The organism is Nitrospiraceae bacterium (assembly GCA_021373015.1).
Taxonomy (GTDB): Bacteria; Nitrospirota; Thermodesulfovibrionia; order Thermodesulfovibrionales; family UBA1546; genus JAJFTJ01.
Genome location: JAJFTJ010000007.1, coordinates 143,379 through 168,238, shown reverse-complemented (window position 1 = coordinate 168,238; position 24,860 = coordinate 143,379). Strand labels below are relative to the sequence as shown.

Sequence of the window (24,860 nt, the reverse complement as noted above, 5' to 3'; positions counted from 1 at the left end):
GTTTTTTATGTCAAACAATTGATATATAATAGATTCGTTAAAATGTTACGAGAGGTAAATTATGAAAGTTGCAAAGCTTTATTCATTTAATGACATTCGAATTGAAGATATGCCTGCCGCATTAATCGGAGAAAAAGATGCGCTCATTAAGACAAGGGCTTGCGGAATATGCTCAGGCGATGTGATGCCATGGTATATAGAGAAAAAAGCGCCTCTGGTTTTAGGGCATGAACCTGCAGGAGAGATTGTAGAAGTTGGGAAAGAAGTAAAATCCTTCAAAGTCGGCGACAGGGTTTTTGTTCACCATCATGCGCCTTGTTTGAAATGCAGATTCTGCAAAAGAGGGGATCATGTTCAGTGCGAGACATGGAGAAAAACAAAAATAATTCCCGGAGGGCTTGCTGAATATATTCTTATACCTGAGATAAACCTTGAGAACGACACTTTGAAACTTCCGCGTAACTTTAGTTTTGAAGATGGAACATTAATAGAACCAACTGCATGTGTTGTCAAAGCAATTAAAAGAGCAGATATTAGACGCGGGGATACAGTGCTTGTTATCGGGCTTGGAGTCATGGGAATGTTGAATATTATGGTTGCAAGAAAATACGGTGCTATGAGAATAATTGGCGCTGACATGATTCAGTTCAGACTTAATAAGGCAAAAGAACTGGGCGCTGATGAAACAATAGATGTGTCAAAAGACAATCTGATGGACGCTCTTAAAGAATTAACTCATGGAGACATGGCAGATATCGTGATTGTAGGGCCAAACAGCGCTAGCGCAATGACGCAGGGAATAGAATCTGCTGCACCTGGAGGAAAGGTTATATTCTTCACGCCTGCAAAGCCTGATGAAAAACTAGTCATTGATCCAAATGAGATTTATTTTAAGGACATCAATATAATCACAAGCTACTCATGCGGGCCCGATGACACAAAAGAAGCGCTCAAATTAATAAAACAGGGAGCAGTAAAGGCTGATAAACTTATAACGCACAGATTTCCTATAGAAAAAACAGCAGAAGCTTTCAGACTGACGGCAGAAGCAAAAGACTCACTGAAGAGTGTGGTTGTGTTTTGGTAATTTCTACCCTCCTCTTTCTTGACCTCTGTAATCAGCCAATGGTAGCATTACATAAGATACAACGATATATTTGTTGTATGAAGAGAACTAATATAATGTTTACTGTTCTAAAGCACAGAAAAACAGTTGCACTTGAATCATATAAAGAAGGATTCATAAGCCTCGGCAAACTTTCTGAAGTTCTCGGCATGGATATTGTCAGTACCCGCCTTTATCTGAAAAAACAGGGGATTCGTATCCTTATGCAAAGGCACTCTGATGTTTTGCAGGATGCTGTAAGTGCCTAAGATTTTATGATTAAGAAGAAGCCACCAATTTCCTGCGACTGGAGAATTAAGCCAAGAGCAAGTAAGGCGATATCTTCAAAAAACAAAAGCGCTTTATACAAACACAAAGGCCAATTCAAATGGCAGGGAATTAAGATAGAAAAATATAAGCAACATGGCAAAGACTGGGCAGACATTGCAAGGCAGACATTAATAGGCAATAATGAAGAAACTGCAAAATTTCACCTCAGATATTTTGAGATCGCATCAGGGGGCAGAAGCAGTTTTGAAAAGCATAGGCACGAACACGTTGTGATATGTGTAAGAGGGAAAGGAAAAGCATTAGTAGGAAAAAATATTTATGAAATAAACAACCTTGATGTTTTATATATTTCACCTGACACTCCCCATCAATTAAAAAATCCGTATAAAAACCCCTTTGGATTTTTCTGCATAGTAAACGCAAAAAGGGACAGGCCAAAGATTCTTTCTGCGGAGAAAATATAGTGCTTAGCAATATTCTCATCGTAGAAGACGACAGAAAGATAGCAAAGGTCGTAAAAATATATATCGAACAAGCAGGATTCAGAGCAGCCCATTTCGAAAAAGGCAAAGATGCGATCGAGGCCGCATTGAAAGAAATCCCTATGCTCGTTATTCTGGATTTAATGCTTCCTGATATGACCGGCGAGGAAGTGTGTCAAGAGTTAAAAGAGATAGGAGATTTCCCGATAATCATGCTTACGTCAAAATCCTCAGAAGAAGAAAGGATCGCAGGATTCGCACTCGGCGCAGACGACTATATTGTAAAACCTTTCTCACCCAGAGAACTGGTTTATAGAGTGAAAGCGCTTCTAAAAAGATCACAGAAAAAAGACTTTGACGAAACAGCGCCTCTTAGTTTTAATAATGGAAATATTGTAATAGACGGTCAGACTTATGAAGTAAAAAAGAACGGCACTCTATCGAATCTCACTCCGACAGAATTTAAAGTTCTTTTCACGATTGCTTCGTATCCGAGCAAAGTATTTACAAGAGACGAACTGGTTGAAAAAGCGCTTGGATACCAGTTTGAGGGATATGAAAGAAGCATTGACGCTCACATTAAAAATATCAGGCAGAAGATCGAAGAGGATCCCAAAAATCCTGCGCTCATACAAACAATCTACGGCGTGGGCTACAGATTTGCAGGGAAAAAAGATGTTTAAAAGTTTATGGATAAAATTTCTTGTTTTATTGCTGCTTGTCTCATTAATCGCACTTTCATCTGCATTTATGCTCAGAGAACTGATGATTAAAGATTTCAGAAAATTTCAAGAAGGCGAGATGGAAGACAAAGTTTACAGGGTCATGATTGACATAGAAGGTTCCTATGAAAAGAATTTCCGATGGAATAACGACTTAATAATCAGAGACACTGTTCTGGCTCTTATGCAAGGCCTTGAAATAAAAATTAAAGACACAAACGATACCGTTGTAATCGATACAGAAAAAGCGCTGAATACAGTCACTCCCCTGATGAAGCAAAAAATTATGGCAATAACAGATTTTAAAAATGCTGACAGATCTGAGAATTTTGAGCCTTATCAATTATTTCACAAGGGGAAGGAAATCGGCACGTTAGAGGTAAAATTTTTAAAACACAAAAAGGAAGACATTTTTATTAAAAGAACAAATAAATTTCTATTTGTCTCACTTCTGGCACTAGGCGGTGTTGCCATATTACTCAGCATCATTTTTTCAAGCAGGTTAACAAAACCTATAAAAAAACTTGCGTCTGCAGCAAAGCAAATAAGTGAAGGTAATCTTAAAAGCAGGGTAAAAAGCACAGGCAATGATGAGATCGGGAAACTTTCAGAATCATTTAATATAATGGCAAAAAGCCTTGAGCTGCAGGAGTCACTAAGGAGAAGGCTTATTTCAAATACTGCGCATGAACTTAGGACGCCTCTTAGCGCAATGCGAGGGGAGCTCGAAGGAATAATTGACGGACTTCTGCCAATGAATAAAGAGCAGATACAGTCGTTATATGAAGAAACAGGCAGGCTTAAAAACATTCTTGATGGGATAGAAGAGCTCACTCAGGCACAGATTAGTTCTCTCACTCTGAAAAAGCAATTGATAGAAATAAAACCTTTCCTGAAAAACATCATCGAAAGATTCAATAAATCTTTTCTGGACAAAGGCGTTTCAATCAAACTCGAATCCGATGAAAAACTCATTATCAATGCCGACCCTGACAGGCTGAGCCAGATCGTTATAAATCTTTTAAGCAATGCATTGAAGGCAACCAAAAAAGGCGGAAGCGTGTTAATTAAAACAGGCGCGCAGGATTCAGAGACTTTTCTTGAAATAAAAGACACTGGCTGCGGCATAAAAGAAGAACATTTGCCTTATATATTTGAAAGGTTTTACAGGCTTTCTGATGATGGGCTTGGTCTTGGACTCGCAATTGTAAAGGAACTGGTCGAAGCACATAGTTGGAGAATAGAGGCAAAAAGCATCTTCGACAAAGGCTCAACATTCACACTCTACATCACGGATTGATTATCTTCTAGTAGTAGTAGTAAGAGCAAAGGTACAATATTTTCGCTCTCGTAGGGTCGTATCGACATTCTCGGTCGAATCGACCTCCGAGGCTTTTTCCTCTTGATTATTTGATAAACGAATATCGGCAAAATAAAACCTCTTAAATACTATAATCCTGCATGATAAGCTAACTTCACAATTCTTCATAATTCATTCGCTGTTCCTTCACAATATATTGATATTCTGTAACCAGTAAAACAATAAAACAAAGATGAAGGGAGGTGAACATATGAAAAAGATTGCACTTATAGTTTTAGTTGCAGCAATAGTTGTATTTGCAGGAAGCGCTGTTTACGCCTTTGGTCCATGGGGTGGTGGATGCGGAACATGTTTTACAGGCGGACCAAATACAACAACACCGATAAATATTGAGGCAGCTAAGAAATTTCAGCAGGAAACAGCCAGCCTGAGAGAACAGATGTGGCTTAAAAGAATCGAGATACAGAACGAATATACCAAGCCAACACCTGATCTTAAGCGCATAGCTGATCTGCAGAAGGAAATGATTGATATCAGAACACAGATACAAACAGCAGCTCAAAAGAATGGATTCCCTGCAATGGGACGCGGCATGATGGGCGGCATGAAAGGTGGACGAGGCATGATGGGCGGCGGACCATTCAATAAATGGTAATTTCTTATTCCCTCCAGGGCTGGGAAGCTCTGCTTCCCGGCCCGCTCCTGAAAGCAGCAAGATAATCAGATAAATGAACAGCGAAAAAATAAGACAACAAAATTGACTCTGAAAGTTATAAAATAAATAAAATGAAGAAAATAATAATATTAATAATTTTTTTAATGCTGGCAATAGACTTTGCCGCTCCTTATGAATCTTTTTCTCAGTCTCCTAAAAATAAATGGCGCGAGAAAGCTCCTTACGGTGATTATTGTCCTGGTTATAAGGGAGACTGGTACGGAGCAAAACAAGCAGTATATACACCAGAGCAGGCAAAGCTGATAGTAGAAGAATATTTTTCAGATTCAGATTCCACGATTGGGACAATAAGAGAAAGAAAATGGTTTTTTATCGTAGATATTTTGGGCAAGGACAACTCATTGATAGATGTTGTAATAGTTGACAAGAGAACAGGCAGGATAAGATCTATTCATTAAGTGAAATTTTTGCTTCTCTGTTTCGATAACCAAACAATCAATAAAATAGTACCATTTTTTAAGAAGAAATATTAAAATATATGACTTTAAAACATACCTCAGATATTCACAGGAGATAAAATTGGAACAAAAAGACAAAACACAGACAATAATCGACAAAATATGGAGTTTTTTTTCGTCAATAACGTTCGCAGTTATATTATTTGGTTTGATTGCCATTACATCTATAATCGGCACATTAATCGAACAAAATGCCTCGGCTGAAAAAAATCTTGAGACGATCGGCAAACTATTTGGTGATAGCTTTGCTCCGCAGATATATACCATGTCAGAAAAGCTCGGATTTATGGACATGTATCATTCATCTTGGTTTATAGGACTGCTCATGCTTTTTGCAGCTAATCTGATTATATGTTCCATAGACAGACTTCCTGCAATATTAAAACTTGTCAAAGACAAGGTTAAGCCTATGTCTGAAGAGCGGTTTAAAAGCGCCGGCTCTAAAAAAGAAATAGCCCTTAAAGGAAAACCTGATGCTGTTAAGGACTTAGTTGCCTCTGCAATAAAAAAATCAGGATTCAATGTGTCAGAGTCAAAAGAATCCTCCGGGTATCAGCTCTATGCAGAGAAAGGAAATTACACAAGGCTCGGAGTTTATATAACACACTTCAGCATACTTTTTATACTTCTTGGTTCATTAATTGGAACGGTGTTCGGGTTTAAGGGATTTGTCAAAATTCCGGAAGGAAGAGCCACCTCAATAGCATTTTCCACGAATAACCAGATGTCAAAAACAGAAGAAGTTGAAATGGACAAAATACTTGAGAAACTTCAGACAACATCAGACGGCAATCTGGAAGAGACAGCAAAAGCTCTCAGTATATCTGTAGAAGACTTAAATGCAAAGATGAAACAATACGGCATCAAACCGCTTGGATTCACATTGAGATGTGATAATTTTCAGTTAGATCTTTATAAAGATTCCGCTATGCCGAAGAAATACAGCAGCGAGCTCACTATAATGGAAAAAGGGAAAGATATATTTTCAAAAAACATCGAGGTTAATGTCCCTTTAGCATATAAGGGATTTACTTTCTATCAGGCCAGCTATGAAACATTTTCAAATCCAGAGGCAAAACTTATCTATAACATAGTAACAAAAGACGGTCATGCCTCCGGGAAAAAGGAACTCCGTCTTAATGAAAAATTTACAATCCCCGGCACAAATATCGAAGGCAAATTGCTGAGTTTCAATCCTGCGCTCTCATTTGACGAACAGGGCAAGGCAGTGGCAACAGCTCAGAATTTGATAAATCCTGCTGTATTCATAGAATTCTCTGAAAAAGGAAAAGTCAAATATGCAGGATGGCTTGTGAAAAGATATCCTGAGACATGGACACTCCCTGACGGGCAAGTGATAGAGTTCATTGACTACTGGGGAGTTGAGGCAACAGGGCTGCAGGTAAGAAAAGACCCTGGTGTTGTTATAGTGTATTTCGGATGCTTTTTAATAGGGATAGGATTGTATATCGCATTTTTCACGAGCCACAGAAGATTATGGGCAAAATTAGTCGAAGAGAAAAACAACACACGTGTTTTTTTTGCTTTTACTGCCAATAAAAACAGGGAAGGCTTTGAAAGAAAGATTGACAAGATAGTTAATTTTTTAAGCAAATCAGCAGCAGGAGGAAAATAAATGGGAAGCTCTGCCTTATTTGGAATAGCAACAATATCTTATATTCTTGCAATGATAGTTTACATAACTTATCTTGCATCCAGAAACCAGCAGGTTGGAGTAACAGCAACGACACTCACAATTATTGGATTTGTTTCTCAGACATTTGCATTTCTTATCAGATGGGCAGAATCATATGCGCAGTGGACAGCACTCACGCCTGACAGTACATTTATAATATCTCTTATCAGAAGCGTGCCTTTAAGAAATCTGTATGAGTCCCTGATATTTTTTGTCTGGTGTCTCATACTTGGATATCTGGTAATTGAATTCAAATACAAGAACCGTTCTTTTGGCGCATTCATAACTCCGGTTGCAGGTCTGGCGCTTGCATTTATAGACCTTTCAGGAATGTCAAAAGAAATACAGCCATTGGTCCCGGCGCTTCAGAGCAACTGGCTTCTGGCCCACGTTATGATGAGCTTTATAGCCTATTCAGCATTTGCATTATCTTTCAGCACAGGGCTTATGTATCTCATCTCCACTTCAGAGACACAAAAAAGAAAAAATACATTTTGGATACTATTCACAGTCTTCGGGCTGCTTCTTGGCCTGACTTCACAAAGCCCTGAAACAATCGGACTCTGGATTATAAGTTTTGCTTTAGTCTTGGGCGTTGATTTGAAGCTCAATATAGATATTACAAAACGCATATTCGAAAAAGATGGCAGCTCCTCAAACAAAAAGCTAAAGGCAGTTCTGAGCGTTATAGGCCTTTCACTAGTAAGCATTGCTGCCATATTCATACTTATCCAGCTTGTTAAACTACAGGTTATCAAGGCTGATGAGGTAGCACAGGTAAGACATATGGGGACGCTTTCAAAAGCTGCTTCATTTACAGGAAGCGCAATGGGTGTAGTAGGCATGCTGCTTTTCCTGGGAATAGTGATGATTAAATATCTGACGCTGAAAAGAGAATACTATCTGTTCTGGACATTAAGCATGGGCATATTCGCCTTTTTGCTTCTTGCAATGGGGCTGGATTTTATTGTTTTCAAGGTAATGGAAGTGACGCCCCCTCACGGGAACAGCATAACACTCAGAGCCACATTGATGAATGCCTCACCTGTTATTGTTGTAATAAGCTATACACTACTTATAGTATTTCTCTATTGCATATGGCGATATGGATCATTCTTAAAAAACATTATTTCAAAGGTAAATATCTCTCATGAATTTCTGGATGAGATTACCTACAAGAGCATTTCAGTAGGATTCCCTGTCTTTACTCTAGGCGGCCTGATATTCGGAGCTATATGGGCAGATCAGGCATGGGGAACATACTGGGGATGGGATCCTAAGGAAACATGGTCGCTCATAACATGGTTTGTCTATGCATTCTACCTGCACAGCAGGCTGCTAAGGGGATGGAAAGGAAAAAAAGTTGCTGTTGTTGCAGTAATTGGCTTTGCTATTGTCATCTTTACTTATCTAGGCGTTAACCTCCTGCTTTCAGGACTGCATTCTTACGGCAGCATGGAATAATAATATCAGCTGAATCTAAAATGGCAGACCGTTTCAACGGTCTGCCATTTTTTATTTTTGTCTGGAGATATAATCCATAAATATATTATAGATTTTGGGAATAGTCCTTTTCTTATGTGTAATCAAATAAAAATTTCTTTTTATTTTAAAATCATCCAGCTTTGCTTCCTTTAGAAGTTTGGTCTTCAGTTCGTCAGCAACAGCTATTCTTGAAATAACAGAAATACCAAGTCCGGCCTTAACAGCCTGTTTAACAGCATCAGTTGAATTGAAAAACCCTGTAATATTCAGTCTGTCAATACTTATTCCCTTGCTATCCAGAAACTTTTCAAATTCTCTTCTTGTGCCGGAACCTTCTTCCCGCATAATCAATGGAAACTTTATCAATTCGCCGAGAGATATGTTCTTTTTTATGCCAAAATGCGGTGATGCGATTACAATCAGCTCATCATCCATAAATGGGATATAATTTATCTCCTTGTTAATAAATTTTGATCCCACAACTCCTAACAGCAGTTCGTGTTTCATTATCTTTGTAACAACATCTTTTGTATCAGATATGAATATTTGAAAAGTGGCAGAAGGATATTTTTTTCTGAATAATCCTATTACCCGGGGCAATATATAAGTGCCGGGAATAGAGCTTGCGCCCACTGCAAGTTCGCCTGTAATTTTTCCTTTGTAATTTTTTAAAGCATCTTTGAAATTGCCAGCTTTTTCAACTATCTCTGTTGCAAAATTGTAGAGCATATCTGCTTCTTTGGTAGGAATTATTGTTTTCCCCATTCTGTCAAATAATCTACAGTTAAGATCTGTTTCTAATTTCTTTATATGTTCGCTTATTGTAGGCTGGGTGAGAGATACCAGTTCTGAAGCCTTTGAAAAACTTTTACTTTTATATACAGAAAGAAAAATTTTTAAATGATGTATATCCATTTAAAATCTCCTTTGGTGCTTTTGTGTAATTGTAACAAATTGGAAAAATTATTTAAGAATGCTTCAATTATTTTAATAAAAAAATGTCTTTTTTAAATCTTGCAACCAAAATCCTTGATAAGCTATAATGATTTGAAAATATTAAAAAGATACCGCATAATAAATGCCGCATGAGAGTTTACTCAGTAGGAGGTAAATATGAATAGTATAAAAACATTATTCTTGCTTGTTTTCTTAAGCCTGTTACTTGTATGGGCCGGAGCAGCGCTGGGCGGAAAACAGGGAATGACAATAGCTCTTATTTTTGCAGTATTAATGAATTTATTTACATACTGGTTCAGTGATAAAATTGTTCTTAAAATGTACGGTGCACAACAAGTAACAGAATCAGAAGCACCGGAACTTTACGGAATAGTCAGAAGACTCGCACAAAAAGCAGAAATGCCAATGCCAAAGGTTTATATTATGGAACAAGAGCAGCCTAATGCATTCGCAACTGGAAGAAATCCTAATCATGCTGCTGTAGCCGTAACAACCGGTATAATGCGAATTCTGAGCAGCGAAGAACTTACCGGCGTTATAGCTCATGAGCTTGCACACATAAAGCATAGAGATATTCTTATAAGCACCATTGCTGCAACTATTGCCGCTGCAATAAGTTATCTTGCACAGATGGCACAGTGGGCTGCATTATTTGGCGGACATAGAGGCAACGACGAAGAAGGCGGCAGCAGTCCTGTCGCAGCAATCGCAATGATGATTGTGGGGCCTATTGCTGCCCTGCTTATTCAAATGGCAATATCCCGCTCGAGAGAATATGCAGCTGACGAAGGCGGCGCACGCCTTGCAGGAAACCCCAGGTCGTTGGCAAGTGCGCTCAGAAGACTTCATTTCGCATCCCAGCAGATACCAATGGATGCAAATCCGGCAACTTCTCATATGTTTATAGTCAATCCACTAACAGGCGGAGGTCTTCTAAAACTTTTCAGCACGCATCCTCCTATGGAAAAAAGAATTGCACTTCTAGAATCAATGAACCTTTAAGGAGATTATTTTATTGTTTCATCAAAAAATATCTGATATATACTTTACTCTTAGAGAGAATATCACGCAGAATAAGCCACTCTAAATTATGAAAACCCTTGTTACAGGCGCGACTGGATTTATAGGCAGCTTCCTTGTTGAGGAATTATTAAAACAAGGGCATCAAGTAACCTGTCTTGTAAGAAAAACATCTAATCTCCGCTGGATTGAAGATCTTGATGTAAAACTTATTTACGGCGACTGTTCAGACAAGCAATCTCTTCTCGATTCAATAGCAGACGCAGACTTCGACTATGTGTTCCACCTTGCAGGCATTACAAAAACCTTTGATGCAAAAAATTTTTTTCACATAAACGCAAAGGGCACTGAAAATCTGATAGAGACAGTGGCAGAAAAAAATCCCAGTATCAAAAAATTTGTTTATCTTAGCAGTCTTGCTGCAGCAGGCCCCAGTCATGACGGAAAACCTCTCAATGAATCATTTGAACCAAGACCCGTCTCTTCTTACGGCAAGAGTAAGCTTGAGGGTGAAAAAAGAGTCCTAAAATATAAAGATCAAATGCCTGTTATTATTATCAGACCTCCCGCAGTATACGGTCCGAGAGACCGGGACATGTATACGCTTTTCAAGCTTGTAAAAAAGGGAATATCTTTCTGCTGGGGGAGCTGTTATTATTCTTTAATTTATGTCGAAGACCTTGCCAAAGGGATAGCGCTGTCTGCTGAAAATGATTCCAAGTCAGGCGAGGTTTATTATCTCTCAGACAATAGAGTCTATTCAAACGAAGATATAGTAAATGAAATATCTTCAGCTGTAGAAACAAAACCTGTAAAATTCAAGATACCGAGATTTATTATGCCCCTTATAGCAAATATTGGACAAAAAATAAGCAAAGATAGTATTATTAACATTGATAAAATAAAAGAGTTACAATACTCTTACTGGACATGCAATTCGTCAAAGGCACAAAACGAATTAGGCTTTAGTCCAAAAGTCAGAATAAAGGAAGGTGTTAAATGGACAGCGGATTGGTACAGGATTCATCAATGGCTGTAAAAAAATCATCAGACATCTTTGAAAAGTGTCTTAAATTCACAAAGGCAAAAGAACTAATATCTTTCGGCATCTATCCTTATTTCAGAGTTATTGAGAGCGCACAGGATCCAGTCGTGATCATTAACGGCAAAAAAATGATCATGATAGGATCGAATAATTATCTCGGACTTACAAGCCATCCAAAGATAAAAGAATCCGCAATACAAGCTGTTAAAAAATATGGTTCCGGCTGCGCAGGTTCACGCTTCCTAAATGGAACCCTTGATATACACGTAGACCTTGAGAATAAACTTGCGAAATTCATGAGAAAAGATGCAGCGCTTGTTTTCTCAACAGGATATCAGGTTAATCTCGGAGTTGTGTCTGCGCTTATTGGTAAAAATGACCTCGTGATAATCGATAAAATGGATCATGCAAGCATAATCGACGGCTGTAAGCTTTCTTACGGCGAGGTTAAAAAATTCAGACATAATGACATGACTGATCTGGATCGTGTCTTAAAAGAAAATGAAGATCGAACAAAACTCATAGTGGTTGACGGCGTGTTCAGCATGGAAGGTGACATTGCAAAACTTCCTGATATCGTAGAACTTGCAAAAAAATATAATGCAAGGCTGATGGTTGATGATGCACACGGCATCGGAGTCCTTGGAAAAACCGGACGCGGTACTGCAGAACACTTTGGACTCGAAAAAGATGTTGACCTTATAATGGGCACATACAGTAAATCTCTTGCATCAATCGGTGGATTTATAGCAGGGGATGAAAATATAATACATTATATAAAACATTTTGCTCGCTCTTTAATGTTCAGCGCAAGCCCTCCTCCTGCATCAATAGCTGCTGTAAGCGCTGCTGTTGACATTATCGAGAATGAACCTGAGCGCAGAGAACAACTATGGAAGAATACAAACAAAATGCTTAAAGGTTTCAGGGATCTCGGCTTTGAAATAGGTCCAAGCGAAACTCCTATAATACCTGTGATTGTAGGAGAAGATGAGAATGCCTTTAAAATGGCAATGATGCTTCAGGAAGAAGGGATTTTTGCAAACGTTGCAGTGAACCCTGCGGTCCCTGCAGGCAAGGCACTGATAAGAACAAGCTATATGGCTACTCATACTGATGAACACCTCGACTTAGTGCTTGATATTTTTGCAAAAGTTGGGAAATCGCTGGGGTTAATAAAGTAGTTTAAATCTCTATAGAGAATATACCCTCTTGTATCCCGTAAAAATTATAGAGGCTAATACAGAGAAAAGTCTTGATCAGTTTATAAATCTTCCATTTCATCTGTATTCCAAAGACAGACTGTATGTATCATCTCTCATAAAAGAGATCAAAGAAGATTTCTCATCTAAAAATCCTTTCTTTAACCACGCTAAGGTCAAATTCTTTATTGCAGAAAAAAATGACGTTGTATCCGGCAGAATCGCATCAATACTCAATCAAAGACACATAGAATTTCACAATGAGAAAACTGGGTTCTTTGGTTTCTTTGAATGCTTAAATGACACTGAAGTATCATCCGCATTACTAAAAAGGGTATCTGAAGAACTCAAAAATGAAGGGATGGAAACAATCAGAGGACCGATGAATTTTTCGACTAATGAGTACTGCGGATTTCTTACAGATGGGTTTGATGAACCGCCAATGCTTATGACATCTTATAACATGCCTTATTACAATAATCTGATGGAAAATTGCGGAATGCTAAAATCAAAAGACCTGTATGGCTATATATATAACGTAGAATCCGAGCTTCCTGAAAAAATACTCAGAGTCGCTGCAATAGCAGAAAAAAGAAGAATTACAGTGAGGCCTGTGAATAAAAAGAATTTTAAAGCCGAAATGGAAGCATTCAAGGATATTTATAATTCCGCATGGAAAAATAACTGGGGATTCATACCTTTGACTGACGAGGAGCTTGATCATCTCGGAAAACGATTAAAAGATATAGTTGTCCCTGAACTTACATTGATCGCTGAACATAATTCAAGACCTGTCGGGTTTATGGGCATGCTCCCTGATTTTAATTATGTATTGAGACAAATGAAAGGAAAGCTTAATCCAATCACAATTGTAAAAGCACTTTATTATTCGAGAAAAATAAAAGACTTGAGGATGCTGCTTCTTGGCATTAAGGAAGAATACAGGTTCAGAGGAGTGGACGCCATCCTTTTCAGAGAAGGATTCAGGGGAATAAAAACAGGAAATTACAAAAGAGTTGAGTTCTCATGGATATTAGAAGATAATAAACCTGTACAACAGCTCGTCGAGATGATAGGCGGCAGGCTTTATAAAAAATACAGGATATATGAAAAAAAATTATAAAATACTTTTATTGTTTTCTTGACCAGCAAAAAAAATGTATGATATGAAATCACAGCATTAAAATTCCAAAAATGCAGGAGGAGAAAATGACTCCAGAGGATCTCAAATATCACAAAGAACACACGTGGGTTAAAGTATCGGGGAAAAAAGCAACAATAGGAATTACTGATTATGCTCAGGACGCTCTTGGAGATATTGTTTATATCGACCTTCCGGAAACAGACACGACAATTGACATTAATACTGAGTTAGCAGAGATCGAATCAACAAAAGCAACTTCTTCTGTTATAAGTCCTGTAAGCGGGAATATCGTTGCAGTAAATGACGATCTTTCAGAGTCACCTGAAATAATGAATGAAGAGCCATATGGAAAAGGCTGGATAGCGGTAATCGAGATGGAAGACGAATCAGAGCTGGAAGACCTGCTTGATGCCTCAGAATATGAAAAGCATATTGAAGAAGAATCAAAGTAAATGAAACAGATCGTCCTTGGTTCAGGACCAGGAGGCTATGTAGCAGCAATCAAAGCTGCACAGAGAGGAGCGCAGGTCACTGTAATAGAGAAGGACGAGGTTGGAGGCACATGCCTTAATTGTGGCTGTATTCCGGCAAAGGCGCTTATAGCGTCTTCAGAAGCATTTGCAAAAGCAAAAAGACTGGATGAGTTCGGAATAGAAGTAAAAGGTGAAATTCTCGCAAACGCTCAGAAAATTAATCAGAGAAAAAACAATATAATATCTGTTCAGGCCAAAGGCATCAGAACATTGTTTAAAAGCTGGGGAATCACATTTAAAGAAGGACAAGCCTCATTTATCTCTCCTCAAGAAATTCAGATAAAAAGCAAAGATGGTTCTATTGAAAATATAAAAACAGAAAAAACTATTATTGCTACAGGCTCAAGACCTGCCGAAATACCTTTGTTGAAATTCGACGGCCAGAAGATTTTCTCAAGCACAGATGCATTAAATCTCACATCAATTCCCAAAAGTGTTCTTATAATTGGTGCAGGGGTCATGGGCTGTGAATTTGCCTGTATCTACAAAGAACTAGGCAGCGAAGTAACAATGGTGGAGATGATGTCAAGGGCTGTAGTTCTTGAGGATATTGAAATATCTGAACAGCTTGAAAGAGAACTGAAAAAGAAAAAGATCACGCTTCTTACAAATGCCAAGGTTGAACAGATTGAAAAAATAGACAACGGCGTACGTGCAATTTTATCTGACGGGAAAGAAATCATAACTGAAAAAATAATAGTATCTATAGGAAGGACTTTTAACAGCGACTTTATGGGACTGGAAAACGCAGGAATTCAGATCGGAGAAAAAGGCGAGATATTAGTAAATGAAAAAATGGAAACAAATGCCGCCGGAATATATGCCATAGGAGATGTTACCGGGAAAATGCTTCTGGCGCATATTGCATCAAAACAGGGAATTGTTGCTTCGCTGAATGCATCAGGAGAAAAAGCATTGATGGACTACGATGCTGTTCCTGCAGCAATATTCACATCTCCTGAAATTGGATCCGTCGGCCTAAGAGAGCATCAGGCATTGGAAAAAGGCATAGACATAATAAAAGGTTATTTCCAATTCAGGAATCTTGGCAAGGCACATGCAATTGGAGAAATATCAGGATTTATAAAAGTGATTGGAGATAAAAAAGATGACAGGATTCTTGGCATGCATATTATCGGACCTCATGCTTCCGATCTTATCCATGAAGGAGCGATTGCAATAAAAACACGGCTTAAGATCAAAGATATTGCAAATACAATACACGCTCACCCGACCTTATCAGAAGGCTTAATGGAGGCCTCAGAAGATGCTCATAATGAGGCAATCCATGTTCTCAAAAAGTCACTAAAAAATTTATAATATAAATACCATTTTCATACAGGAGGCATTTTATGGGACAGATTACAGATGTACATGCGCGTGAAATAATTGATTCAAGAGGAAATCCTACAATAGAGGCTGAGGTATATCTTGACAGCGGGGCAATCGGCAGGGCAGCAGTGCCTTCCGGCGCATCAACAGGGCAAAGAGAAGCGCTTGAATTAAGAGACGGCGGCAAAAGATTTTTTGGAAAAGGAGTTTTAAACGCAGTAACAAATATTGTAAAAGAGATTGGACCGGCAATAAGAGGACTTGACTCATATGATCAGACTTATATAGACAATCTTCTCATAGAACTCGACGGAACAGAAAATAAAAGCAGACTCGGCGCAAATGCAATACTAGGAGCCTCGCTTGCTGTCTGCAAGGCATCTGCTGACGAAGCAGGAATGCCTTTATACAGATACATCGGCGGATGTAATGTAAAACAACTTCCGATACCAATGATGAACATACTGAACGGCGGCGCACACGCTGACAATAATCTTGATATTCAGGAATTTATGATAATGCCTCTTGGATTAGAAAGTTTTGCGTCTGCATTAAGAGCAGGAGTCGAGATATTCCATAACCTTAAGACTATTCTAAAATCCAAAGGACTTAATACTGCAGTAGGCGACGAGGGAGGATTTGCACCTGATCTTAATGGAAATGAAGCAGCCATAGAACTTGTTATGCAGGCAATCGAGAAAGCAGGATACAAGCCAGGGAAAGATGTCTATATTGCGCTTGATGTTGCAGCATCAGAGCTTTATTCTAAAAATAATTATAAATTTGACGGCAAGAACATCTCTTCAGAAGAGATTGTTTCCTATTATGAAAAATGGACTAACAAATATCCAATTCTTTCCATCGAAGACGGACTTGCAGAGAATGACTGGAAGGGCTGGAAAATGATGACTGAGAGACTTGGCAAAAAAGTCCAGCTTGTCGGAGATGATATTTTTGTAACAAATACAAAAATTTTGGAAAAAGGAATTGAAGAGGGAATAGCAAATTCTATTCTCATAAAACTTAATCAGATTGGAACTCTTACAGAAACCTTGGATGCAATCGAGATGGCTAAGAGAGCCGGGTACACAGCAATCATTTCTCACAGATCAGGCGAGACAGAGGACACTACAATAGCTGACCTTGCAGTTGCCGTTAATGCAGGATTTATAAAAACAGGCTCCCTTGCAAGAAGCGAGAGAGTATCAAAATATAACCGTCTGCTGAGAATAGAAGAAGAACTTGCTGACAGCGCTATATACAAAGGACTTGAAACGTTTTATAATCTTAAGGGATGAACTCTAATAACTTATTAAGGAAACAGGTTGTCTCTGAGATAAGGAAAAAGAGGCTCATAACATCAATTATTTTCCTGTTAAGCTTTATATATCTCATGATAAATCTGCTCTTCGGAGATTCAGGATTTATCAGATACAAACAGCTGATTAATAAAAAATCTTCCCTTGAAAACGAGATTGCAGCTCTGCACAAAGATACTGGGCAGATGAAAAAACAGATCGTAGCTTTAAAAGAAAATCCATTTTATCTTGAAAAACATGCACGAGAGGAGTTTGGATTAGCCAGACCTGACGAGTATATTTTCCAGTATGACAGATAGTCCACTGCATATTGCTTTTCTTTGGCACATGCACCAGCCTTTTTATAAAGATCCTTTTACTGGTGTTTACAGGCTTCCATGGGTCAGACTCCATGGAACAAAAGATTATCTGGACATGGTTCAGATTCTCGAATCATATCCCAGCATCAAACAAACATTCAATCTTGTACCTTCCCTGCTTGCTCAGCTTGCCGACTATACTGAAAATAATGCTGCTGATGACTATCTTAATCTTACTCTAAAAAAAGCATCTGATCTCACTGATCAGGATAAAATGTTCATACTCGAAAACTTCTTCCTTGCAAATTGGGATAATATGATAAAACCCTTTCAGAGATATTACGCCTTACTATTGAAAAGAGGATTGAGATTTACAAAAAGTGAACTTGCAAGGACTATAAAATATTTTTCTAATGAAGATTTTCTCGACCTGCAAGTGCTCTTCAACCTTAGCTGGGTAGACCCGATGTTCAGGGAAAAAGATCAGCTGCTTATAGAACTTACTAGAAAAGGCAGCTTATATACAGAAGAAGAAAAAAATCTGCTTATTGAAAAACAACTCGATATTTTAAAAAAAATTATACCCGAATATAAAAAACTTAATGCAAACGGACAAATAGAATTATCCACCACGCCTTTTTATCACCCAATTCTTCCGCTTATTTTTGATACTGACTCATCAAAGATAGCAATGCCTGGCGTCAGACTTCCGCAAAAAAGATTTTCTCATCCTGAGGATGCAAAAAGACAGATACGCGATGCTCTTGATTATTTTGAAAAAACATTTGGATACAGACCTCAAGGCATCTGGCCTTCTGAAGGATCAGTGAGTGAGGATGTTTTGAAAATGCTGTCTTCTGAGGGTATAAAATGGACAGCTACCGACGAAGCTGTTCTTGAAAACTCTCTTGGGAAGAATCTGAGAAATTCTTCAGGAGATATAATCGATCCTTCAATACTATATAAAACATACAGATATTCTGACGTATCACTCATATTCAGAGATCATAAACTGTCTGACCTGATAGGATTTGTTTATTCAGGCTGGAACAGCAAAAATGCTGCTGATGACCTTATAAACAAGCTCCTGAACATACAGGCATCTCTGCCTAAGAACAGACCTAATCTTGTCTCGATAATACTTGATGGTGAGAATGCATGGGAATACTATAAAAATGACGGTTATGATTTCTTGAAATATCTTTACGAGCGTCTTTCAAAAGAAGAAAGACTAAAGACAGTCACAGTATCAGAGCATATCAAAGAATCTGGCACAGGAGAAACCCTTAACAGACTTCATCCAGGCTCATGGATAAATGCAAACTTCGGTATCTGGATTGGTCATGAGGAAGATAATCTTGCATGGGATTATCTCAATGACACCAGAAGCGATCTAGTGACATTCTCAGAACTCAACAAGGATAAATCACTGGATGATGCATGGAAATCAATCTATGTTGCTGAAGGAAGCGACTGGAACTGGTGGTATGGAGATGATCACTCAACAGAAACACAGGAAGAATTCGATGAGCTATTCAGAAAAAATCTGATGCAGGTATATAACATTATCGGCACGGAAATTCCGCCTAACCTTTTTATCCCAATACTCAGAGAAGACAGGACCATCTCCCCTGAGATTACTATAAGGGGATTTATCACGCCTCAGATAGACGGAATAGTGAACAGTTACTACGAATGGTATCAGAGCGCAAGCATTGCTGTCGGCAAATCAGGCGGAAGCATGCACAAGTCAGAAAGCTTCATATCACACATCTATTATGGATTTAATCAAGAAAATCTTTTTCTAAGATTGGATCCAAAGGCTTCATTTGATGACATTTTATCAGACACTATTTTTTCCATAAACATAACCAAACCTTCTTATTTCAGAATTAATATAGAAAAAAAAGGCGGGAAATTCAAAGGGAAACTCTTGGAGAAAAAAGATGGTTCATGGTCAGAGATAAAAGATATATTTGATATCGCAGTGCAGGATATAATGGAAATAGCAGTAAAATTTAAAGACATAAACGCAAAAGAAAATGATGAGATTAATTTATATATCTCGATAATGAAAAATGGCGAAGAAATAGAAAGATGCCCTTGGAGGGGATATATAAGTCTGACAGTTCCTACCCCTGATTTCGAAGCCATGATGTGGTATTAAAACATGAAAGCGCTGATACAGAGAGTCTCAAAAGCAAGCGTTGAGGTTGACGGAAGGACGATAAGCAGGATTGATAAAGGCATGCTTATTTTCCTTGCGATCGAAAAAAATGACACGGATTCTGAGCTTGATTTCCTAGTGAAGCGGACGGCAAATCTAAGAATATTTGAAGATTCAGAAGGAAAGATGAATCTTTCCATCCAAGATATAAAGGGTGAAGCTCTTGTTGTTTCTCAATTTACACTTGCCGCCGACTGCAGAAAAGGCAATCGTCCGTCATTTGATAGCGCTGAAGCTCCTTTGAAAGCAAAAAAAATGTATTTTAACTTTATGGAAAAACTCAGACAAACTGGGATAAAAGTTGTTTCAGGCGCTTTTGGCGAATATATGCAGGTTCATATAATAAATGACGGCCCTGTAACTATTTTGCTAAACACAAAGAACGCTTAAACTACTACTCCCGCTGTTTTTTTACAAGCTCCTGCCCTATTACATTCCTCTGTATCTGGTTTGTGCCTTCGTATATCTGGAGTATCTTTGCGTCTCTCATCATTTTTTCAACTGGATATTCTTTCATATATCCTGAACCGCCCATTACCTGAACAGCATTCGTTGTGACTTTCATTCCTACATCAGTCGCAAAGACTTTTGCCATGGCAGATACCTTTGTATAATCTTTTGCTCCGCTGTCAATATATCTTGCAACTGAATAGATAAGAGATCTTGCTGCCTCTATCTCAGTTGCCATATCAGCAAGCATGTGCTGGACTGCTTGAAAAGTTATTATAGGCTTGCCGAACTGAATTCTCTGTCTGGCAAATTTAATGGCTTCATCCAGTGCGCCCTGAGCAACTCCAAGCCCCTGAGCGCCTACTCCAACCCTTGAACTGTCCAGAGTCTTCATCGCAACTATGAATCCCATCCCTTCTTTGGAAAGAAGGTTTTCTTTTGGAATCCTGCAGTTTTCGAATACAAGCTCGCATGTTGCAGATGCACGTATCCCCATCTTTTCTTCTTTTTTGCCGAATGTAAAGCCGGGGGTGCCTTTCTCCACTATAAAAGCAGATGCGCCTCGCGCCCCTTTTGACTTGTCAGTAATTGCAATTACTGTATATATCTCTGCCTCTCCGCCGTTTGTTATCCACTGTTTGGTGCCGTTCAAAATATAGTGGTCGCCTTCGAGTTTTGCAGTCGTCTGAATGCCTGCCGCATCGCTTCCTGCATTTGCCTCAGTAAGGCCGAATGCAACAAGCCTCTTTCCTGCGGCTATATCAGGAAGGTATTTCTTTTTCTGGCTATCAGTGCCGAAAAGGAGAATAGGATATGTGCCCAGAGCATTTGCTGCATAGGTTGTAGATACGCCGACGCATGCCTTTGAAAGCTCTTCAACTGCAATACAAAGCTCAAGGCTGGCCTTGCCTAAACCTCCGTACTCTTCTGGTATAAATAAGCCAAAAAGGTCCGACTGTGCAAGCACCTTCATTATCTCCCATGGGAATTGTTCTTTCTCGTCAAGTTCTCTTCTGACAGGGACAACCTTCTCTTCCGCAATCTGTCTTGCAAGATCCCTTATCATTATCTGGTCTTCAGTAAGAAAATAATTCATTATTTTCCTCCATGTATTAATTTTGTATAATCACAAGTGCTAATTTTAGCAGAAAATCTAACATTTTTAAAAGTATAAAAACTTCTTGCAAATCCGGCTGTTTTAAATAGAATATAGACTCTGAAGGAAATAACATGAAAATTATCTGTCCTATATGCAAAAACCAGACAACATGGGAAGAAAATCCATGGAGGCCTTTCTGCTGCGAAAAATGCAAGATGATAGATCTTGGCAAGTGGGTTCTGGAAGATTATAAGATTCCTGATGAAAACATTGATGGAAACAGCGAGGAGGATGAGATATCAGAAAATCAACAATACTAATATCTTCTTTTATCGCAATTTTCATGTTTCTGTCTTGTTCTTCTGAAAACAGGCTGGACAATTATGCGTATTACAGATTGAGTTCTAATCCTTCTACGCTCGATCCAGCGATGATAACTGATGTTACAGGCGGCATAGTATCTTCCAAATTATTCAACGGCCTTGTAAGGCTCAACAGAGATTTTTCAATAATTTCTGATATTGCTTCAAGATGGACAATATCAGAAGACGGACGAAAATATAAATTTTTTCTAAAAAGAGGAGTGAGGTTTTCAGATGACAAAGAAGTTACTGCAGGAGATTTTAAATATTCTTTCGAACGGATATTAAGCCCCGAAAGCATATCGCCAAACATATGGATATTGGATAAGATAAAAGGCAGCCGTGATTTCTCAGCAGGAAAAACAAAATCCGTATCTGGGATAAAAGTCATTGATGATTATACGCTCGAGATAGAATTAGAAAAGCCCTTTTCTCCTTTCTTATCCCTTCTTGCAATGACAGGAGCATATGTTGTTCATAAAGATGCCGTAAAAAAAATGGGCGCTGATTTTTCGACTAACCCAGTCGGCACCGGACCATTTATATTGAAGCACTGGCAGCAAAGTCAAGAGCTTGTTTTAGAGGCCAGAAAAGACTATTTCGGCAGTAAATCAAAAACAAAAGGAATAATTTACAAAATAATTCCCGAAGACCTGACAGCAATTACTGAATTCGAGACAGGGAATCTTGATATCATCAATATCCCTGCTTCAGCATTTTCTCGCTTTAAGAAAGATAGTAAATGGCAAGGTCTGATTGCTTCAATGCAGGCCCTCAATACTTATTATATTGGGCTTAATTGCTCAAAAAAACCATTCGATAATCTCATAGTGCGTAAAGCGATAAACTACGCGATAGATGTAGATAGAATACTTAATACTGTTTTTGAAAAACGCGGCAGACTTGCCGCTGGCCCAGTGCCCGAGGTAATGAGAAAATGGAAGACTCCAACAGGTTACGAATACAATCCTTCAAAGGCTCAGAAATTATTAAGAAGCATAGGATATCCTGAAGGGATTGAAGTCAGCTTCTATATCACACCAGATGCTGAAGTAGTTGATATGGCAGAGGTCATACAATCATATCTTAAGGAAGTCGGGATAAAAGCGAAAATTAAGCAGCTTGAATGGAGCGCATACAAGGAAGCAATAAATAAAGGCGAGGCTGATATGTTCTGGCTTGGCTGGTGGGCAGATTATTTTGACCCTGAGAATTTTCTCTATCCTCTTTTTCATTCAGCAAATATAGGTTCTGCAGGAAACCGCGCCAGATATAAAAATCCAAAAGTCGACGCATTGATCGAAGCAGGGCAGCACTCAAAAACAGCCAAGCAGAGATATGCATATTATGAAAAGGCTGAACAGATGATAGTTAATGATGCGCCATGGGTTTTTTTCTGGCATAAAACTGATTTTACTGTACGCCAGCCCTGGGTTAAAAACTATTATCTGTATCCGATCCACAACATGGACAAAGGAACAGATATAGAGATAGGAAATAAATAATCTTTGCATAAATATAGCAGATGTTACGAGAAAATTTATTTTTCGATACCTTTATTTAAGATAATTTAATATCCAGCGAGTTAAATAAATTTTTGAGTGATGCCTGCCATATTTATACAATTTACCTCCATGGTTCGATTATTACCTTTATCGATTCTTTTCCCTCGGCAACAAGCTTAAATCCCAATCCAGTCTCAGAAAGATTCAGGCGGTGGGTGATCATATCTTTTACACGAATTTCTTTCTGATGTATCATCTCAACAGCAGCTTCAAGATCAGAAGGCCCTGCGCCGTATGAGGTCATTATTTTTATCTCATTCCGCCAGAAATCAGTGATTGGGATGTTTACATCATTGCCGGGGTTAGGAACAGCGAAAAATAAAATCGTGCCGCCCTTATCAACACTCTGCATTGCCTGTTTGATTGCAGGCATTGCTCCAGTGCATATTATCACACAGTCAGCAGGCCTTCCTTGATTTAATTCTTTTACCTGCTCAGGAACATTATCGTTTGCATTAATAACTGAATCTGCACCGAATTTAAGCGCTGCATCAAGTCTGTATTTATTAATGTCAGTTGCTATGATTCTTCCAGCTCCTGAGACTCGAGCAAGATGTATGTGAAGCAAACCTGAAATTCCGCTTCCAATTACAAGTATGTTTTGTTTGGGTTTTATATTTGAGACTCTCTGTCCGCGTATCACGCACGCCAGAGGCTCTGCAAAAGTGCCTTCTTCAAAAGAAATATTTTCAGAAAGAATATAAACACCGCTCTTTACATTTATCTCAGGAACGCGTAAATATTCTGCGAAGCCGCCCGGGTCGTAATTTGTTTTGTGCAGAGTCTCGCAAGCAGTATGATAACCATTCAAACAATATCTGCATGTGTTGCACGGCACATGATGAGAAACAAAGACTCTGTCCCCTGTCTTATAATTTTTAACTTCTGGACCTGTTTCAACAATCTCGCCTGTAATCTCATGTCCAAGAACTTTTGGAGCTTTTTTTATGCGATACCATTCCATAACATCGCTTCCGCAGATCCCGCTTGCCATGACTTTCACCAACAGTTCGCGGGAGCCGATCTTCGGAACCGGCATCTCCTCAATTCTTATATCATTGTTGTTGTAATACATCGCCACGCGCATAAATACACCTTTAACTATATATACAGATTAAAAGACTAATGATACATTGAAGCAGGATTTGAAAACTAATGCCTGCTTAATTCTTCTTTGCTTGCAGTTACGCCTTTGCTTTCTGGTTTCTTATCTGTCTTCAGACTTTTTTTTAGACTCTCATAAAGTTCGTAAGCCTTTTTAGGAGCTACATTGTCGTGAACAATTGCCCTTACTGCCTGAATCATTGCAACAGGAGCATCTGACTGGAATATATTTCTTCCCATATCAACGCCAGCAGCGCCTTCGCTTACTGCCTTATATGTTAGCTCGAGCGCTTCAAGCTCAGGGAGTTTTTTCCCGCCTGCCATAACCAATGGAACAGGACAGGTTTTAACAACCTTTTCAAAATTTTCACAGTAATATGTCTTAACAATATGTGCTCCAAGTTCAGCTGCTATGCGGCAGGATAATGCAAGATAGCGCGCATCGCGCACCATTTCCTTCCCAACAGCAGTGACTGCTAAAACAGGAATTCCATAGCGCTGGCCTTCATCAATAAGTTTCGTAAGATTCAAAAGTGTTTCTTTCTGATTTACAGAACCAATATAGATAGATAATGCAACTGCAGCTACATTAAGCCTCACTGCATCTTCCATTGAAACTGTTATTCCTTCATTTGAAAGATCTTCATTCAGAATGCTGTTTCCGCCTGACACACGCAGAATTATAGGAGTATCTGTTGATGGATTGACGCAGGCTCTTACAATTCCTCTCGTAGGCATCAGTGCGTCTGCGTACGGCAGCAAAGGTTTAATTGTCCTTTCTGCATCTTCCAGACCGGTTGTAGGTCCAAGAAAATATCCGTGATCAACAGCAAGCATCACAGTTCTGCCATCTTGCTTAATTATTCTTGAAAGACGATTCTTCAGTCCCCAATCCATATTCTGCCT

25 protein-coding genes are annotated in these 24,860 nt (G+C 38.7%); 21 read left to right on the top strand and 4 right to left on the bottom strand.

Going from position 1 to position 24,860, the window contains the following annotated elements; translation table 11 throughout:
* The first annotated feature begins 61 nt into the window (after positions 1 to 61).
* The 9 genes from LLF28_04800 to ccsA all read left to right on the top strand — a co-directional run bounded on the left by LLF28_04800 (position 62) and on the right by ccsA (position 8,275).
* The gene (locus LLF28_04800; protein ID MCE5194764.1) at positions 62 to 1,087 is read left to right on the top strand and encodes a zinc-dependent dehydrogenase; all 1,026 of its coding nucleotides are present in this window, start codon (positions 62 to 64) and stop codon (positions 1,085 to 1,087) included.
* A 95-nt stretch (positions 1,088 to 1,182) separates the two neighbouring features.
* Entirely contained in the window at positions 1,183 to 1,374 is a 192-nt protein-coding gene (locus LLF28_04795; GenBank protein MCE5194763.1) for a UPF0175 family protein, read from the top strand.
* 6 nt (positions 1,375 to 1,380) lie between these two features.
* On the top strand, positions 1,381 to 1,860 hold the full coding sequence (locus LLF28_04790) for a cupin domain-containing protein (protein ID MCE5194762.1): 480 nt from the start codon (positions 1,381 to 1,383) through the stop codon (positions 1,858 to 1,860).
* Positions 1,860 to 2,561: a response regulator transcription factor gene (locus tag LLF28_04785; protein MCE5194761.1), complete on the top strand. Its 702-nt coding sequence runs from the start codon at positions 1,860 to 1,862 to the stop codon at positions 2,559 to 2,561. Before LLF28_04790 ends, LLF28_04785 begins: the two co-directional genes overlap by 1 nt.
* Positions 2,554 to 3,900 carry a HAMP domain-containing protein gene (locus tag LLF28_04780; GenBank protein MCE5194760.1) on the top strand — a complete coding sequence of 449 codons (1,347 nt, stop codon included), beginning with the start codon at positions 2,554 to 2,556 and terminating at the stop codon, positions 3,898 to 3,900. The genes LLF28_04785 and LLF28_04780 overlap by 8 nt, the downstream gene beginning before the upstream one ends.
* 271 nt (positions 3,901 to 4,171) lie before the next feature.
* Positions 4,172 to 4,576, top strand: coding sequence for a hypothetical protein (locus tag LLF28_04775; protein ID MCE5194759.1), 405 nt, complete (start codon positions 4,172 to 4,174; stop codon positions 4,574 to 4,576).
* A 131-nt stretch (positions 4,577 to 4,707) separates the two neighbouring features.
* The gene (locus LLF28_04770; protein MCE5194758.1) at positions 4,708 to 5,055 is read left to right on the top strand and encodes a hypothetical protein; all 348 of its coding nucleotides are present in this window, start codon (positions 4,708 to 4,710) and stop codon (positions 5,053 to 5,055) included.
* Between the two features lie 121 nt (positions 5,056 to 5,176).
* Positions 5,177 to 6,751, top strand: a complete 1,575-nt coding sequence (locus LLF28_04765) for a cytochrome c biogenesis protein ResB (GenBank protein ID MCE5194757.1) — start codon at positions 5,177 to 5,179, stop codon at positions 6,749 to 6,751.
* Positions 6,752 to 6,802: 51 nt separating this feature from the next.
* The gene (ccsA, locus tag LLF28_04760) at positions 6,803 to 8,275 is read left to right on the top strand and encodes a cytochrome c biogenesis protein CcsA (protein MCE5194756.1); all 1,473 of its coding nucleotides are present in this window, start codon (positions 6,803 to 6,805) and stop codon (positions 8,273 to 8,275) included.
* A 51-nt stretch (positions 8,276 to 8,326) separates the two neighbouring features.
* Here the strand turns inward: ccsA and LLF28_04755 are convergent, their stop codons facing one another.
* On the bottom strand, positions 8,327 to 9,211 hold the full coding sequence (locus tag LLF28_04755; protein MCE5194755.1) for a LysR family transcriptional regulator: 885 nt from the start codon (positions 9,209 to 9,211) through the stop codon (positions 8,327 to 8,329).
* Between the two features lie 198 nt (positions 9,212 to 9,409).
* Here LLF28_04755 and htpX point away from each other — a divergent pair, with 198 nt between their 5' ends.
* The 10 genes from htpX to dtd all read left to right on the top strand — a co-directional run bounded on the left by htpX (position 9,410) and on the right by dtd (position 19,764).
* On the top strand, positions 9,410 to 10,255 hold the full coding sequence (gene htpX / locus LLF28_04750) for a zinc metalloprotease HtpX (GenBank protein MCE5194754.1): 846 nt from the start codon (positions 9,410 to 9,412) through the stop codon (positions 10,253 to 10,255).
* Positions 10,256 to 10,343: 88 nt separating this feature from the next.
* Positions 10,344 to 11,312: an NAD(P)-dependent oxidoreductase gene (locus tag LLF28_04745; protein MCE5194753.1), complete on the top strand. Its 969-nt coding sequence runs from the start codon at positions 10,344 to 10,346 to the stop codon at positions 11,310 to 11,312.
* Positions 11,273 to 12,502, top strand: a complete 1,230-nt coding sequence (locus LLF28_04740) for a pyridoxal phosphate-dependent aminotransferase family protein (GenBank protein MCE5194752.1) — start codon at positions 11,273 to 11,275, stop codon at positions 12,500 to 12,502. Before LLF28_04745 ends, LLF28_04740 begins: the two co-directional genes overlap by 40 nt.
* 28 nt (positions 12,503 to 12,530) lie before the next feature.
* Positions 12,531 to 13,643, top strand: a complete 1,113-nt coding sequence (locus LLF28_04735; protein MCE5194751.1) for a hypothetical protein — start codon at positions 12,531 to 12,533, stop codon at positions 13,641 to 13,643.
* A gap of 86 nt (positions 13,644 to 13,729) precedes the next feature.
* Positions 13,730 to 14,116: a glycine cleavage system protein GcvH gene (gcvH, locus tag LLF28_04730; protein MCE5194750.1), complete on the top strand. Its 387-nt coding sequence runs from the start codon at positions 13,730 to 13,732 to the stop codon at positions 14,114 to 14,116.
* Entirely contained in the window at positions 14,117 to 15,517 is a 1,401-nt protein-coding gene (gene lpdA / locus LLF28_04725; GenBank protein MCE5194749.1) for a dihydrolipoyl dehydrogenase, read from the top strand.
* A gap of 32 nt (positions 15,518 to 15,549) precedes the next feature.
* The gene (gene eno / locus LLF28_04720; protein MCE5194748.1) at positions 15,550 to 16,827 is read left to right on the top strand and encodes a phosphopyruvate hydratase; all 1,278 of its coding nucleotides are present in this window, start codon (positions 15,550 to 15,552) and stop codon (positions 16,825 to 16,827) included.
* The gene (locus tag LLF28_04715; protein ID MCE5194747.1) at positions 16,824 to 17,147 is read left to right on the top strand and encodes a septum formation initiator family protein; all 324 of its coding nucleotides are present in this window, start codon (positions 16,824 to 16,826) and stop codon (positions 17,145 to 17,147) included. The genes eno and LLF28_04715 overlap by 4 nt, the downstream gene beginning before the upstream one ends.
* Positions 17,137 to 19,314, top strand: a complete 2,178-nt coding sequence (locus LLF28_04710; GenBank protein ID MCE5194746.1) for a hypothetical protein — start codon at positions 17,137 to 17,139, stop codon at positions 19,312 to 19,314. The genes LLF28_04715 and LLF28_04710 overlap by 11 nt, the downstream gene beginning before the upstream one ends.
* Before the next feature lie 3 nt (positions 19,315 to 19,317).
* The gene (dtd, locus tag LLF28_04705; protein ID MCE5194745.1) at positions 19,318 to 19,764 is read left to right on the top strand and encodes a D-tyrosyl-tRNA(Tyr) deacylase; all 447 of its coding nucleotides are present in this window, start codon (positions 19,318 to 19,320) and stop codon (positions 19,762 to 19,764) included.
* 4 nt (positions 19,765 to 19,768) lie between these two features.
* Here the strand turns inward: dtd and LLF28_04700 are convergent, their stop codons facing one another.
* A complete protein-coding gene (locus LLF28_04700; GenBank protein ID MCE5194744.1) occupies positions 19,769 to 20,920 on the bottom strand; it encodes an acyl-CoA dehydrogenase family protein in 1,152 nt (383 codons plus the stop codon).
* Positions 20,921 to 21,054: 134 nt separating this feature from the next.
* On the opposite strand from LLF28_04700, the gene LLF28_04695 reads away from it, so the two are divergent.
* Together LLF28_04695 and LLF28_04690 are read left to right on the top strand one after the other, a co-directional pair.
* Positions 21,055 to 21,243 (top strand): DNA gyrase inhibitor YacG, encoded by a 189-nt coding sequence (locus tag LLF28_04695; protein MCE5194743.1) that lies wholly within the window; start codon positions 21,055 to 21,057, stop codon positions 21,241 to 21,243.
* Between the two features lie 23 nt (positions 21,244 to 21,266).
* Positions 21,267 to 22,790 (top strand): ABC transporter substrate-binding protein, encoded by a 1,524-nt coding sequence (locus LLF28_04690; protein MCE5194742.1) that lies wholly within the window; start codon positions 21,267 to 21,269, stop codon positions 22,788 to 22,790.
* A gap of 121 nt (positions 22,791 to 22,911) precedes the next feature.
* Here LLF28_04690 and LLF28_04685 read toward each other — a convergent pair whose 3' ends face one another.
* On the bottom strand, positions 22,912 to 23,937 hold the full coding sequence (locus LLF28_04685) for a zinc-dependent dehydrogenase (GenBank protein ID MCE5194741.1): 1,026 nt from the start codon (positions 23,935 to 23,937) through the stop codon (positions 22,912 to 22,914).
* Positions 23,938 to 24,002: 65 nt separating this feature from the next.
* Positions 24,003 to 24,851 carry a 3-hydroxy-5-phosphonooxypentane-2,4-dione thiolase gene (lsrF, locus tag LLF28_04680; protein MCE5194740.1) on the bottom strand — a complete coding sequence of 283 codons (849 nt, stop codon included), beginning with the start codon at positions 24,849 to 24,851 and terminating at the stop codon, positions 24,003 to 24,005.
* Positions 24,852 to 24,860: the final 9 nt, after the last annotated feature.

Excerpts from the sequence above, each read along its gene's own strand:
- htpX (MCE5194754.1), top strand. The coding sequence starts at position 9,410 with ATGAATAGTATAAAAACATTATTCTTGCTTGTTTTCTTAAGCCTGTTA.
- LLF28_04755 (MCE5194755.1), bottom strand. The coding sequence starts at position 9,211 with ATGGATATACATCATTTAAAAATTTTTCTTTCTGTATATAAAAGTAAA.
- LLF28_04710 (MCE5194746.1), top strand. The coding sequence starts at position 17,137 with ATGACAGATAGTCCACTGCATATTGCTTTTCTTTGGCACATGCACCAG.
- LLF28_04685 (MCE5194741.1), bottom strand. The coding sequence starts at position 23,937 with ATGCGCGTGGCGATGTATTACAACAACAATGATATAAGAATTGAGGAG.
- gcvH (MCE5194750.1), top strand. The coding sequence starts at position 13,730 with ATGACTCCAGAGGATCTCAAATATCACAAAGAACACACGTGGGTTAAA.
- lsrF (MCE5194740.1), bottom strand. The coding sequence starts at position 24,851 with ATGGATTGGGGACTGAAGAATCGTCTTTCAAGAATAATTAAGCAAGAT.
- LLF28_04775 (MCE5194759.1), top strand. The coding sequence starts at position 4,172 with ATGAAAAAGATTGCACTTATAGTTTTAGTTGCAGCAATAGTTGTATTT.
- ccsA (MCE5194756.1), top strand. The coding sequence starts at position 6,803 with ATGATAGTTTACATAACTTATCTTGCATCCAGAAACCAGCAGGTTGGA.
- LLF28_04795 (MCE5194763.1), top strand. The coding sequence starts at position 1,183 with ATGTTTACTGTTCTAAAGCACAGAAAAACAGTTGCACTTGAATCATAT.
- LLF28_04780 (MCE5194760.1), top strand. The coding sequence starts at position 2,554 with ATGTTTAAAAGTTTATGGATAAAATTTCTTGTTTTATTGCTGCTTGTC.
- LLF28_04770 (MCE5194758.1), top strand. The coding sequence starts at position 4,708 with ATGAAGAAAATAATAATATTAATAATTTTTTTAATGCTGGCAATAGAC.
- LLF28_04700 (MCE5194744.1), bottom strand. The coding sequence starts at position 20,920 with ATGAATTATTTTCTTACTGAAGACCAGATAATGATAAGGGATCTTGCA.
- LLF28_04695 (MCE5194743.1), top strand. The coding sequence starts at position 21,055 with ATGAAAATTATCTGTCCTATATGCAAAAACCAGACAACATGGGAAGAA.
- LLF28_04790 (MCE5194762.1), top strand. The coding sequence starts at position 1,381 with ATGATTAAGAAGAAGCCACCAATTTCCTGCGACTGGAGAATTAAGCCA.
- LLF28_04690 (MCE5194742.1), top strand. The coding sequence starts at position 21,267 with ATGTTTCTGTCTTGTTCTTCTGAAAACAGGCTGGACAATTATGCGTAT.
- LLF28_04740 (MCE5194752.1), top strand. The coding sequence starts at position 11,273 with ATGGACAGCGGATTGGTACAGGATTCATCAATGGCTGTAAAAAAATCA.
- lpdA (MCE5194749.1), top strand. The coding sequence starts at position 14,117 with ATGAAACAGATCGTCCTTGGTTCAGGACCAGGAGGCTATGTAGCAGCA.
- eno (MCE5194748.1), top strand. The coding sequence starts at position 15,550 with ATGGGACAGATTACAGATGTACATGCGCGTGAAATAATTGATTCAAGA.
- LLF28_04715 (MCE5194747.1), top strand. The coding sequence starts at position 16,824 with ATGAACTCTAATAACTTATTAAGGAAACAGGTTGTCTCTGAGATAAGG.
- dtd (MCE5194745.1), top strand. The coding sequence starts at position 19,318 with ATGAAAGCGCTGATACAGAGAGTCTCAAAAGCAAGCGTTGAGGTTGAC.
- LLF28_04800 (MCE5194764.1), top strand. The coding sequence starts at position 62 with ATGAAAGTTGCAAAGCTTTATTCATTTAATGACATTCGAATTGAAGAT.
- LLF28_04745 (MCE5194753.1), top strand. The coding sequence starts at position 10,344 with ATGAAAACCCTTGTTACAGGCGCGACTGGATTTATAGGCAGCTTCCTT.